Below are 13,844 nucleotides of genomic sequence, written 5' to 3'. Positions count from 1 at the left end.
AATTATTTAAAGTTAATATCAATTCTAGTCCAATCTCATAATATTAGCACCCAGCTGATTAAGACGCACGTCGATATTCTGATATCCACGGTCTATCTGCTCTATATTGTGTATCGTACTTTTTCCATCGGCACACATAGCGGCAATAAGCAAAGCTATACCGGCACGGATGTCCGGTGAAGTCATCGTTGTGGCACGCATAGGACGTTTTCCTGTACCAATTACCGTTGCACGGTGCGGATCGCATAGTATGATCTGTGCTCCCATATCGATAAGTTTATCCACAAAGAACAAACGGCTCTCAAACATTTTCTGATGTATCAACACACTCCCCTTAGCCTGAGTAGCCACCACAAGTAGCACACTGATTAGGTCGGGAGTCAACCCCGGCCACGGAGCATCGGCAATAGTAAGAATCGACCCGTCGATAAATGTATCTATAGTATATTCTTTCTGTGCAGGGATATATATATCATCTCCTCTGCGCTCCAATTGGATACCCAAACGGCTGAATGTATCGGGGATAATACCCAAATCATCGTAGGCTACATCTTTAATTGTAACTTCCGATCCTGTGATAGCGGCCATACCGATAAAACTACCGATCTCAATCATATCAGGCAATATACGATGCTTTGCAGCACCCAAAGAAGTTACTCCTTCGATACGCAATAGGTTAGAACCCTGCCCATCTATCTTGGCTCCCATCTTGGTAAGCAAACGGCAAAGTTGTTGTATATATGGCTCGCAGGCTGCATTGTAGATTGTAGTTTCTCCTTCGGCTAATACCGCTGCCATAACAATATTGGCTGTACCGGTAACAGAAGCCTCATCGAGAAGCATATATGTACCTTTCAGCTTTTCGGCTGATATATTATATATCTGTTCTGCGTCGTTGTAATTAAATTCAGCTCCTAGTTTTTGTATCCCGACAAAGTGAGTATCGAGACGACGACGACCGATTTTGTCTCCTCCCGGCTTAGGCAGAATAGCCCTGCCAAAACGAGCTACAAGAGGCCCTATGATCATTACCGAGCCACGCAGAGAGGCACTTCTCTTCAAGAACTCCGGTGTTTGCAAATAGTCTATATTTACATTTTCGGCCTTGAATGACCAGGTATCTTCTGCCAACCTTTTGGTTTCGACACCCATGTCGCTCAATAGACGTATCAGGTTGTTTACATCCAGAATATCCGGAATATTTTCTATAATAACTTCCTCTGCGGTAAGTAATGTCGCACAAATAACCTGTAACGCTTCATTCTTTGCTCCTTGTGGAATAATTTCTCCACTCAAGCGACAACCTCCCTCTATTATAAATGATGCCATGATTTTAGCTAATATGATTTTTTAATAAATTCTAACTTCGGGTTCAAGCTCGATACCAAATTTATCGTTCACTGCTCCCTGCACTTCTTTCATAAAATTGACGATGTCGTTTCCATCAGTTGTGCCATAATTGACTATAATAAGCGGCTGATTGGGATATGTACCTACATCGCCTATTCTTTTTCCTTTATATCCGGCTTTGTCAATAAGAAATGCGGCTGATGTTTTTACCAACCCATCTTTATACGGAAAAACAGGCAGAGTCGGATATTCCAGTAAAATCTTATCCACAACCTCTTTTGTTATATACGGATTCTTAAAGAAACTTCCGGCGTTTGGCAATACCCTTTCATCCGGCAATTTTCTTTGACGAACACGTATAACAGCATTACGTACATCCTCAACTGTAGGTTCTTCTATTTCCTCCAGTTCTTTATTCAGATCTGCATATTTGGGAGTGTAAACGAAAGAACGTTTCAGATGGATAACAACGGATACGATCAAATATTTATTTGTCCTTTTGAAGATACTGTCACGATATCCGAACTCACATTCCGCGTTCGAAAACGAAACAATCTTCCCTGTTTCCATATCTATTGCAACAACTTCTCGTATCACATCTTTTACTTCAGCTCCATAAGCCCCTATGTTTTGTATAGGTGCTGCACCTACTGTACCGGGAATGAGCGAAAGATTTTCGAGCCCCACGAAACCACGTTCAACACAATAAGCGACAAGTTCATCCCAGTTTTCGGAAGCATTGACTTCCAGAAATACATCATCGTCTTCGTCATCATCGTCTGATATTTCACGAAGTCCTTTGATATGGGGATAAATCACTAGTCCATCAAAGTCTTTGGTAAAAAACAGGTTGCAACCGCCACCTATTATTAGCTTTTTTTCGTCCGGGTAATCAGATAAACACTTGCGAAGCTCTTCGATTGTAGTGGGCTTGCAAAAAATCTTTGCTTGAGCTTCTGTTTTTAATGAATTGTAATCTTTTAATTGGGTTTGCCTATAATAGTCCATTTCAGGAATTATTGATTCTACATAAATCCGGTATCAACGCTTTCGCTTCAACCAGAAAATTAATATACCCAGTGCGACAACAATTCCAAGAACAATGAGAACTGTCTGCCAATGGGTCATGATGAATTTGATGATAAATATTAAAGCTATGACGGCAAGAATAATACCGACTATTTGCAAAACTCTGCGGATTGTCTGCTTTCTTTTTGCGGCCTTTTCCTCTTCGCTTATATCGAGGGTGTCGTCCTCTTCGCTTTCACGACTTCCGTCTATATCAACATGCTCTTCGCTTTTCACATCTTCAAAAGGAACGTAACCTTTTTCAACTTCTTCCGAAATAGATTCGATTTCCTCAAAGTCTACATCTTCAGTCTGAACCAACGCTTCTTCTTCACCCTCGTATATCTCCATCGGAATATCATCAGGGTTGATATAGTTATCTTCTATCGCTGACTCTTCGTTTTGATCCAACGGTAATTGATTTTCTGCACTAGTCGGCTCAACAATCTGAGGTGTAAACTTACCGGCTTGCGCCCTTTCGGTATCAGCAAGACGGATGATTGTATCCACACGTGATGAAGCCACTTTTGTGTCAAAGTCTCCGCTCTCAACCATAGATATCAACTCGTCTTCTATAGCCGGATATTTGATCATAAAAGACTTCAAAGCATTCGCGAAATCACGAAAGCGTTGTATCTTTTCTATTTTTGTCTTCACTTCTTCCCCGTTTCCTGAGGATAGGTCAAGCACTTTATCTGCCAATATAGATTTTAGGCGCTCCATAAATAATTAATCAGAAATATATTTATCTGTTTCCGTACATTTGTTCGTAATATTTCATATAGTCGCCCGAAGTAACTTCTTCAACCCAAGTCTGATTGTCGAGATACCAATATATTGTTTTCACAATACCGTTATCGAAGGTCGTCTCAGGCAACCATCCCAGTTCGTTCGATATTTTAGCAGGGTCAATAGCATAACGTTGGTCATGTCCCTGACGGTCTTTCACAAAAGAGATGAGATTGTCGTTGATCCAACTTATATCGATACTTCCATCAGCAGCCACGTCTTTTTTCTTCAATATGTCACGATACTTAGGCTCCTTCTCCATAATATCGTGTATTGTTTTTATTACCAGTTTAACGATCTCTATATTTTTTCGCTCGTTATGCCCTCCTATATTGTACACTTCGCCTACACGTCCTTTGTGCAGAACAATATCGATAGCCTTACAATGGTCGTCCACGTATAACCAATCTCGCACATTGCTACCATCACCATATACCGGAAGTTGCTGTCCTGCCAGAATATTGCGTATAATCAGAGGAATAAGCTTTTCAGGGAAATGGAATGGTCCGTAATTATTCGAACAGCGAGTTATATTAATCGGCATCTTATAGGTTTCGCCATAAGCTTTTACAATCAGGTCGCCACCTGTTTTTGCTGCACTATAAGGAGAACGCGGGTCTAAAGGAGTTTCTTCTGTAAAGTAACCTTCTTCGCCTAACGATCCATATACTTCATCTGTAGATACCTGCAAAAATTTTACCCCTTCGCGCCAAATCGGATAATTATTTTCATCTTTGCCTATAGTCCAAAACTTTCTTGCTGTATCCAACAAATTCTGAGTACCAAGAATATTTACCTGTAAAAATAATTGAGGATTCTCGATACTTCTATCAACATGACTCTCTGCCGCAAAGTTGACAACATAGTCTATCTGATGATCCGAAAAAACTTTCTCTGTAATATTTTTATCACAGATATCTCCCTTTACGAATGTTACGCGGGAGTCTTTCAACTCCTCAGCCAGAGTTCCAAGATTTCCGGCGTATGTAAGTGCATCAAATATAACGAGTTTTGCTTCGGGATGTGTCGCCAACATGCGTTTCACAAAATTCGAGCCTATAAATCCGGCTCCGCCTGTGATCAAGTATGTCATTGTTTTATATTCTTATTTATTATTCATCACAAAAATAAGAAAAAAACAATATTAAAAACATTCGAGACGGTATTATATGAGGTAAATTTATTTATCTCAATCCTTCTATTTTGAAAAACTGTCACGTTTATGTTATATTTTTTAACAAATAGACATTTTTTTCATATATTTGTGGCATCCATAAATCAAAATCCATTTTTTATAATGAAGGTAGAATTAGTATTACAAGACTTAAAACGCAGATTTCCGAACGAACCTGAGTATCTTCAGGCTGTTCAGGAAGTATTAGAATCCATTGAGGAGATTTACAATCAACACCCTGAATTTGAGAAGGCAAACTTAATAGAAAGACTATGCATTCCTGATCGTATCTTTTCTTTCCGTGTAACGTGGGTTGACGACAAAGGCAACACGCATACCAACATGGGATACCGCATACAACATTGCAATGCCATAGGCCCATACAAAGGCGGCTTACGCTTACACGCCTCTGTAAATCCGTCTATATTGAAGTTCCTTGCTTTTGAGCAAACGTTCAAAAACTCACTCACTACGCTTCCTATGGGAGGAGCAAAGGGAGGTTCAGACTTTAGTCCCAAAGGGAAATCTACCGCAGAAATCATGCGCTTCTGTCAGGCTTTTATGCTCGAACTTTGGCGCAACATCGGCCCCGACACAGACGTCCCGGCAGGAGATATAGGCGTAGGTGGTCGCGAAGTAGGTTATTTCTTCGGAATGTACCGCAAATTGGCTCGTGAATTTACAGGAACATTCACAGGTAAAGGGCTTACATTCGGAGGTTCGCTCATTCGCCCGGAGGCTACAGGTTACGGAAATGTATATTTCCTACTCGAAATGTTGAAAACAAAAAACATTGACATAAAAGGTAAAAAATGTCTTGTTTCAGGTTCAGGAAATGTAGCGCAATATACTTGCGAAAAACTGATAGAGCTGGGAGCAATACCTGTTACATTATCAGACTCTAACGGGTACATCTACGATCCGGAAGGAATAACAACCGAAAAACTGGAGTATGTAAAAGAGTTGAAAGAGCTTTACAGAGGCCGTATCAGCGAATATGCAGAAACATACGGTTGCAAGTATGTTCCGAATGCACGCCCTTGGGGAGAAAAAGGCGATATCGCATTACCATCGGCAACACAGAATGAAATAAACGGAGAGGATGCAAAAAAACTCGTAGCAAATGGTGTTATCGCAATATCGGAAGGAGCTAATATGCCATCTACACCTGAGGCTATAGAAGTATTCCAACAAGCGAAACTACTCTATGCACCGGGTAAAGCGGCAAACGCCGGAGGTGTTTCTGTATCGGGATTGGAAATGACACAAAACTCGGAGCGCATAAGCTGGTCTGCTGAGGAAGTTGATAAGAAGCTGAAATGGATTATGCAGAATATCCACGAAAATTGCGTGAAATACGGTACAGAAAAAGACGGATATGTAAACTATGTAAAAGGTGCTAACATAGCCGGATTTATGAAAGTTGCTAAAGCCGTAATGGCTCAAGGCATCGTATAAAGCCGTTTTATGAATAAAAGAGGCTGAGTAATTACTTTTACTCAGCCTTTTCTTTTCGCTAAAATCCATAAAAATTAATTTATATCTTTGCAATACTTCAACAATAAAACATCTGCCAAATATGAATAAAAAGTATATACTTTTCGGTCTCATAACTATTTGTAGTATCTCTTTTATGAGTTGTTCTCAAAAAGATGAAAAGCAAATAACAAAAAAGGAGGCCGCCTTATCTGCAATCTATAACAGAAAAAGTGTACGCAGTTTTATCAAAGACAGACCTGTTTCGAATGAAGATGTTCAGGCATTAATAAAGGCCGGTATGTCTGCACCTTCGGGAAAAGACACCCGTCCGTGGGAATTTGTGATTATAAATGACAGGGCTATATTGGATAAAATGGCAGAAGAACTGCCTACAGCCAAAATGTTATCTCAAGCGCCAATGGCAATTGTTGTTTGTGGAGATACCATCCGCTCTTCATACTGGTATCTCGATTGTTCGGCTGCAACAGAAAATATTCTTCTGGCCGCCGAAGCAATGGAGCTGGGAGGCGTGTGGACTGCCGCTTACCCCTATCGGGACAGAATGACTACAGTGATAAAACATACGAATATGCCAGCACAAGTTCTACCACTGGTAGTAATACCAATAGGCTACCCGATGGGAAACCATTCGGTAAAAGATAAGTATGACGAAAAGAAAATACACATGAATAAGTGGTAGTTTTATACATCTACCTGAAATAATCCGTATTTTTGTAATGAACAAATACCATCGATATGAATGATTGGAAAGACCGTCTGAATGTTGTGTATTCCACAAATCCGGACTTCAAATATGATACAGACAAGGAAGAGGAACAAGACACCTTCCCGAAAGAGAAACAGCAATTACGCATCCAGCTCGATAAGCGCAACCGAAAAGGAAAAGCCGTGACTCTGATCACAGGATTTGTGGGGACAAGCGAAGATCTGGAAGAATTGGGTAAATTCTTAAAGGTTAAATGTGGTGTTGGCGGATCGGCAAAAGACCACGAGATAATTGTACAGGGAGATCTCCGTAACAAAGTATTAGAACTACTCCAAAAAGAAGGGTATGTCAAATCACGCATCATTTGATGATGAAATAAACTTATACGTATATAAAGCCTCTGCCGGCTCGGGTAAAACACACCGACTGACAGAGAAGTATCTTAATTTGCTTTTCTCGTCCCCCTTTGCATACAGGCATATACTCGCTGTAACCTTTACCAATAAGGCTACAGACGAAATGAAAAGCCGTATAATAGAAGAGTTGGCAAATATCGCCACAGGGAAGGAATCGGATCATATAAGTTTTCTCTCAAAAGAATATAAATACAACGAAGAACAGGTAAGGAAAGAGGCTCGGGATATACTGGTGCGTATCCTACACGACTATTCGTCTTTTTCGGTAAGCACTATCGACAAGTTTTTCCAACAAACAATGCGGGCTTTCACCCGAGAAATCGGCTTAGGTGGTGGGTACAATGTAGAACTGGATACCAACAAGGTACTGGGCGAAGCCATCGACTCCATGCTGTACGATCTGGAACAGACAGACAATAAACTATTATTGGATTGGTTAATCCGTTTTTCAGAAGAAAAAGTAGAAAACGGAGAAACCTGGAATATCCGCAACGATATACAATCCCTATCGTCTGAAGTATTTAAAGAAAGCTACAAAGCATACAGCAATCAGGTGCAAACAGACATCAGAGATAAGCAGCTGATGACCGACTACAAAGATATGCTGTTTACCATTATCAGGAATTTTGAAAAAGCATCGCAGCAGATTGGAGAAAAGGCATTGAACATAATATCTCGCTTCGGGCTCAAAGGTGAAGATTTTAAAGGAGGAACCCGCTCTCCGTTTCTTAATTTCTTGAAATGGGCTAACGGAACGATTGCCGAACCAACAGATACGTTCCGCACGTTAGCTGATAACCTTAGCGGCTGGTACACCAAAACGACAGGTTCAGCTACACGGGATAAAATAGAAAGCGTATATCCTGAACTCAACATCTGTGTATGCGACATCATAAACCACTATGACAACTCTCTGATCTATCAGACAGCATACGAAATAAACCGCTACTTCTTCACATTAGGAATCCTGGGAGACGTAGACAAAAAAATACGAGAATATAGAACAGAGAATAATATCATGCTAATTTCGGATACGACCGAACTGCTAAACCGTATCATAGAGGGCAATGAATCTCCATTTATATACGAAAAGGTCGGTCAACGAATCAACAATTACATGATCGACGAGTTTCAAGACACATCCGGCATGCAGTGGCAGAACTTTCTTCCTCTGGTAAAGGATAGCCTTGGCAGCGGAAACAAAAACTACATAGTAGGCGATGTAAAGCAAAGTATTTATCGTTGGAGAAACTCAGATTGGAAACTTCTGGACGAACAACTCGATATCGATTTCCGAAGCGAGGGCATAGAACATGATACGTTGGATACCAACTGGCGCAGCTCCCGCAATGTTATTTCTTTCAACAATGCAGTATTTTCTATTGGTTCGGCGTTGCTGCAAGATACATTCAACAAATCATTGCAAGATATTGATAATGCAAGGCTCAAGCCATTCCTCACACGGATAACAAAAGCTTACGACGAACTGTATCAGGAGATACCCGAAAGCCATAAAAACAACGAAGGGCGAGTAAGAGTAGAGTTTATTGATACTGACGAGCATATATGGCAGAATTATGTATTGGAGCAATTACCTGTCGAGATAGAACAGTTGCAGGAAAGAGGTTACAGCCTCAAAGATATTGCCATACTGGTACGTACAAAAAAAGAAGGAGCAGATGTAGCAAATTGCTTGTTGGAATATAAAAAGCTGCACCCAGACTCAAAATATCGTTATGATATTATATCCGATGAAGCGCTGTTTGTAAGCAACTCAAAGAGCATCAAACTTATAATTGCCCTACTAAAGCATTTGCACAATCCTTTGGATAAATCGTTAAAGGCCTTGGCTGTTTTCGAATATTTCAAATACAGCAAGCAAATGAATGCCGAAGAGGCGCTGTTCAAATACTTCTCGGCAAAAGATGATCTGCCTCAACAGATAGAGGACAGGCTGAGCCATATACGAGAACTGCCATTGTATGAAATGACGGAAGAGATCTTCAATCTGTTTCGTGAAGCTATGGAAAACGATGAGCAGGTATATATACAATCGTTTTTAGATATGGTGCTCGATTTCACGGTTCGTAATTCTTCCGATCTGGATGCATTTCTCAGATGGTGGGACGAGACGGGTACAAATAAAACTATTTTTACCCCTGATGGCCAAGATGCGATACGGATTATGACAATACATAAGTCGAAAGGGCTGGGTTTTAATGTTGTACTGATTCCCTTCTGCAACTGGGAGATAGATCATAAACTAACTACAATATTGTGGTGTCACCCACAAACAGAACCATTCAACAGACTACATCTCGTTCCTGTAAAATATTCACAAAAGCTAAAAAACACCATTTTTGCTTACGAATATTTTGATGAGCGGCTTCATGCATTTATCGACAATATCAATGTATTGTACGTGGCTTTCACTCGTGCGAAAAACGAACTGATAGCTTATGCTCCCAAGCCGAAGAAGGAAGAAGTGAGTAATATATCGTCTTTGCTATGGGCTACAATAAACAGCGGTTCTGTAGGGAATGGCAAGCAAGCTTACACAGACTTGTCTCAACACATAGATGAAGAAACTGCAACTTTTGAAATAGGTGAAAATTATATACCAATCAAAAAAGTTACACACAGATCGGTAGAAGAAATCAGTGTAGATAGCTTATCAAGCATTCCTTATGACGAAAGAGTAAAACTATTGTTGAAAAACAAGTACTTTTTCACCGACACCGGACAGCGAGACTACGGCACTCTGATGCACGAAATTGTGAGTAAGGTAAAAACAATTGACGACGTACAGAAAGCTGTAGAAGAATATCACATTGCAGGAGAGATTACTGCTACTGATAAGAGCAAGATAATAGGACTACTAGAAGAATATCTTTCCAATCCTCTGGTCGCCCCGTGGTATAGCGGTGAATACAAGGTATTGAACGAGATACAGATATTACAGCCCAAAGGCAAATTTGTTCGTCCCGACCGTGTGATGATAAAGGGCAAGGAGGTTATTGTAATTGACTATAAATTCGGCGAAAAGGAAGACAAAAAATATATCCGTCAAGTGAAATATTATGCCGATCAGATCCGTAAAATGGGCTACACCGACATAAAAGGATATATTTGTTACATCAGATTAGGTAAAATTGTAGAAATATAATTTGTGGAGAATCCTTTACAAAAGCCGACTTCAAAAAGCTTCGACATTCCAATTAACTAATTATTTAACTATTTTACTATTTTTAATACAGTGTAAATAAACTATTTACACATATTCTACGTTTATATTATGTGTTTTTCATAGTATTAGATTTTAAGGTTAACAATAAAGATTGGTTGTCGGGATGACAACCTTTTCTTTTTTATATAACCTCTAATACAATAAACGATTAAATAATATCAACGATAGGTATTCGACCTTCTCTTCTCAATCTGCTTTTACAACTCTTACCGACCTTACACTATAGTAGAAAGCGTATTTATTGTTCAGCCATTGATCAGGATTTGTGCTCAGGTCTTCGTAGTGAAATTTGCTATGAACAGCAACTTTGTCCGTAAACACAATATCTTGTATTCCATTAGCCACCTGCTCCTTCAAGGATGCTTCCCGAGCCTGATAGACATCCGATATTAACTTCATTGATGGGTATTTTCTATAATAATCTATACCATATAGACTAACCAATGCTATTATCGCTATCAAATTCGCATATTGGAACAACTTGTGTCTTATTTCTATATTCGCATATAGGATACCAATGGCGATAACTATAAAAACAATCTGCCCGAACATAGCCCAAGCAGGGAAAACAGGTGATACAATCATTATAAAGAAAGAAAGCTGACCTGCAACAAAGAATAGTACTGCTGCAAACAAAACCTTTTTATATTGATCTTTCTCCATATTTTTTCGGCTCTTGAAAAAGAGAAATAAAAAAAATAAAAGGAGCAGCGAAACAGGAAGCATATAGGGCAAATATCGAATAGACATCATATCCGATAAGTTTGACCAGAGAATTTCAAGTATTGATAATCCCTGCTCTCTCATATTTTGCTTAGCAACGAGTGCCGCACGAACATAATTTCCGGGTGCGAGAATCATCAAAGCAAAGCCAAGGCATAATCCAATCAAACCTGAGATTGCCCATTTAGGAAGCTTTAAATTTCTCTTATAATAGATACAAAAAGTAAAAATCAATAATATAGCAACTGAGGCGGTAGATTCATTTGTCCATCCGGCTATGATTCCTGCGAAAAAAAATAATACAGTTTTATAAAGTTTATCATCCGTACGCTCATCAAAAAAGTAAGACACATAGGGATATATAAATAGTATAATGAGTAAGGTTCCCCACAGATAGTTAGCACTTCCTGTAATCCAAAACACATCGGAGGTAAACCGGGGAACAAGAAACCACACAGATACACTGATCAGTATCAGCAAAAAGGCGTTGGTTGACTTACCCTTATTGCAAATACAGTACATTGAGCAGATTAGAATTACATAAGCTAATGTATTTAATATATCATTGAAGGGTGTACCTATCCACAGAAGAAATTGGGCTATGAAGTGAACAACCGACCGTCCACCCCAATTGAAATAATGGGCATACTGAGATTCGAGTATATCTTTAAAGCTCGCTATCTTTTCATTGCTTGAAGGGAAACCATAATCGACCAGTACCTCTCTGAATGAATAGGCCCAATCGTCGGCATGGAGAGGGAATAAGTAGTTAAAGTAATAAATAGTAGCACCAATACAAAAAAGTACAACTACAAAGAGAAATCTTTGTAGTTGCAAGTTTTTTGTATTTAGTTTATCTATCATACATAAATCTTATTTCTCTCTGATAATGATATTAATCGGAGTACCCGACAAATCCCAATTATCACGAATACGATTTTCGAGAAAACGTTTGTATGGATCTTTTATCCATTGAGGAAGGTTACAAAAAAAAACAAACGTAGGAACATGTGTATTAGGTAACTGCGTAATATACTTTATCTTGATATATTTTCCTTTATTCGCAGGAGGCGGAGTGCGCTCTATGATAGGGAGTAATATCTCATTCAGCTTATGTGTTGGAATCTTAGTTTTTCTACGACCATAAACTTCTTTAGCTGTTTCTAATACTTTCAGAATACGTTGTTTGGTCATAGCCGAAGCAAAGATGATCGGGAAATCAGTGAAAGGTGCCAATCGTTCCCGAATTGCATTTTCGAAAGTCTTTATGACAACCAGTTCCTTATTCTCTACCAAATCCCATTTGTTTACACAAACGACAAGCCCTTTACGGTTTTTCTGAATAAGAGAAAATATATTCATATCCTGACTCTCTATCCCTTGCGTAGCATCAAGCATCAGAACACAAACGTCTGAATTTTCAATCGCTTTTATGGAACGAATCACCGAGTAGTATTCCAAATCTTCGGTAACCTTTCCTTTCTTACGGATACCCGCAGTATCTACAAGATAAAAGTCCAGATTAAACTTATCGAACCGTGTATAAATCGAATCACGTGTTGTGCCTGCGATATTGGTTACAATATTACGTTCCTCATCCATCAAGGCATTTACCAAAGATGACTTCCCTGCATTAGGTCGCCCAACAATGGCAATACGTGGTATATCTTCGAGATGTTCCTCTTCTCCCTTTTTTGTAAACTTGGTTATTATCACATCCAAAAGATCTCCTGTACCCGAACCGTTGATCGCCGAAATATTAATAGGATCACCTAAGCCGAGAGCATAGAACTCTGCCGACTGAGCGTGCAAATTAAAATTATCTGCTTTATTGGAGACAAGAAGGATTGGTTTCTTTGAGCGGCGAAGCATGTTTGCAACGCTCGAATCCAAATCTGTAAGTCCGTTCATTACATCTACCATAAACAGAATTACATCAGCTTCTTCTATAGCAATGGCTACTTGCTTATTTATTTCATTTTCAAAAACATCCTCAGAATTCACAACCCATCCACCTGTATCCACAAGCGAAAAATCCTGACCACCCCACTCTACTTTTCCGTATTGGCGGTCACGGGTCGTACCCGAAGTTTCATCGACTATAGCCTGGCGACTTTCTGTCAATCGATTAAACAGGGTTGACTTACCCACGTTGGGGCGTCCAACTATAGCTACTAAATTTCCCATATTTGTATATTGTACTCTAAATTTTGTGCAAAGGTACGTATTTTTATTGAAAACACTTTCAACGAAAAAGGCTTGCGTATGCAAGCCTTTCATATTTTTATAACTTATATCCTATTGAAAGTGTGATACTCGTGTAATCCACATAATCGTATCGCCTACAGGCAGGCTCGTTTTATGGGCACTTTTAAGAGCATCATCTAAAGTGAATTTTTCTGTCGGTATGCCCTCAAATAGTGAAATATTCTTATCTGTACTCTTATATCCTACATAATGCTGTCTTATCCTCAAATTTTTTTTACTACCACTTCCATAGTATTGCTCTATGCCTCCTGTAGTAATATACAACAAAGTATCATTCTGGAAGCGATACTGGCTGCGTTCTTTGACTATATCTCCTTGATTTACATAAACAAAATCATCATCGAACAATATATATGTATCAGTAGGGTATTGTTCATAGAGACGAGTAAAGACGGTTGCGGGATCAAATCTCTTTGGAAGAACTGTATCAGGACCCAATACAGTACCTTTATAGATATTAAAGTCTGTAATAGACGAACTAATGTATCGTATATTATCCGTTTTATTTTCGTTGCTGCATGCTATCAACAAAATTGCAGATAAGACAAAAAGTATATATCGTTTTTTAGAAAAAATCATCTTACGGTCAAATTAGATTTAGGT

The 13,844-nt window shown here is 39.2% G+C and carries 11 protein-coding genes; 4 read left to right on the top strand and 7 right to left on the bottom strand.

Annotated features, from left to right (window positions below):
* Nucleotides 1-24: 24 nt before the first annotated feature.
* From murA to rfbB, 4 genes are read right to left on the bottom strand one after another with little or no spacing between them, the layout of a single operon-like run.
* Nucleotides 25-1,329: a UDP-N-acetylglucosamine 1-carboxyvinyltransferase gene (gene murA, locus BGO84_RS08350; RefSeq protein WP_291028769.1), complete on the bottom strand. Its 1,305-nt coding sequence runs from the start codon at nucleotides 1,327-1,329 to the stop codon at nucleotides 25-27.
* 21 nt (nucleotides 1,330-1,350) lie between these two features.
* The gene (gene murB, locus BGO84_RS08345) at nucleotides 1,351-2,358 is read right to left on the bottom strand and encodes a UDP-N-acetylmuramate dehydrogenase (RefSeq protein WP_291028768.1); all 1,008 of its coding nucleotides are present in this window, start codon (nucleotides 2,356-2,358) and stop codon (nucleotides 1,351-1,353) included.
* Nucleotides 2,359-2,391: 33 nt separating this feature from the next.
* Nucleotides 2,392-3,141 carry a hypothetical protein gene (locus BGO84_RS08340; protein WP_291028767.1) on the bottom strand — a complete coding sequence of 250 codons (750 nt, stop codon included), beginning with the start codon at nucleotides 3,139-3,141 and terminating at the stop codon, nucleotides 2,392-2,394.
* A 22-nt stretch (nucleotides 3,142-3,163) separates the two neighbouring features.
* Nucleotides 3,164-4,300, bottom strand: coding sequence for a dTDP-glucose 4,6-dehydratase (gene rfbB / locus BGO84_RS08335; RefSeq protein ID WP_291028766.1), 1,137 nt, complete (start codon nucleotides 4,298-4,300; stop codon nucleotides 3,164-3,166).
* Between the two features lie 204 nt (nucleotides 4,301-4,504).
* On the opposite strand from rfbB, the gene BGO84_RS08330 reads away from it, so the two are divergent.
* From BGO84_RS08330 to BGO84_RS08315, 4 genes are all read left to right on the top strand, one after another.
* Nucleotides 4,505-5,839: an NADP-specific glutamate dehydrogenase gene (locus tag BGO84_RS08330; protein WP_135104861.1), complete on the top strand. Its 1,335-nt coding sequence runs from the start codon at nucleotides 4,505-4,507 to the stop codon at nucleotides 5,837-5,839.
* 175 nt (nucleotides 5,840-6,014) lie between these two features.
* A complete protein-coding gene (locus BGO84_RS08325) occupies nucleotides 6,015-6,560 on the top strand; it encodes a nitroreductase family protein (protein WP_291028911.1) in 546 nt (181 codons plus the stop codon).
* A gap of 50 nt (nucleotides 6,561-6,610) precedes the next feature.
* Nucleotides 6,611-6,955 carry a translation initiation factor gene (locus BGO84_RS08320; RefSeq protein ID WP_291028910.1) on the top strand — a complete coding sequence of 115 codons (345 nt, stop codon included), beginning with the start codon at nucleotides 6,611-6,613 and terminating at the stop codon, nucleotides 6,953-6,955.
* Nucleotides 6,933-10,169, top strand: coding sequence for a UvrD-helicase domain-containing protein (locus BGO84_RS08315; RefSeq protein WP_291028765.1), 3,237 nt, complete (start codon nucleotides 6,933-6,935; stop codon nucleotides 10,167-10,169). Before BGO84_RS08320 ends, BGO84_RS08315 begins: the two co-directional genes overlap by 23 nt.
* Nucleotides 10,170-10,436: 267 nt before the next feature.
* Here the strand turns inward: BGO84_RS08315 and BGO84_RS08310 are convergent, their stop codons facing one another.
* The 3 genes from BGO84_RS08310 to BGO84_RS08300 all read right to left on the bottom strand — a co-directional run bounded on the left by BGO84_RS08310 (nucleotide 10,437) and on the right by BGO84_RS08300 (nucleotide 13,820).
* Entirely contained in the window at nucleotides 10,437-11,837 is a 1,401-nt protein-coding gene (locus BGO84_RS08310; RefSeq protein ID WP_291028764.1) for a DUF6056 family protein, read from the bottom strand.
* Between the two features lie 9 nt (nucleotides 11,838-11,846).
* The gene (gene der / locus BGO84_RS08305; RefSeq protein WP_135104856.1) at nucleotides 11,847-13,160 is read right to left on the bottom strand and encodes a ribosome biogenesis GTPase Der; all 1,314 of its coding nucleotides are present in this window, start codon (nucleotides 13,158-13,160) and stop codon (nucleotides 11,847-11,849) included.
* A 111-nt stretch (nucleotides 13,161-13,271) separates the two neighbouring features.
* A complete protein-coding gene (locus BGO84_RS08300; protein ID WP_291028763.1) occupies nucleotides 13,272-13,820 on the bottom strand; it encodes a hypothetical protein in 549 nt (182 codons plus the stop codon).
* Nucleotides 13,821-13,844: the final 24 nt, after the last annotated feature.

This window comes from Dysgonomonas sp. 37-18 (assembly GCF_001899125.1).
In the GTDB taxonomy this organism is placed as follows: Bacteria; Bacteroidota; Bacteroidia; order Bacteroidales; family Dysgonomonadaceae; genus Dysgonomonas.
This window is presented reverse-complemented; position numbering and strand designations above follow the sequence as displayed.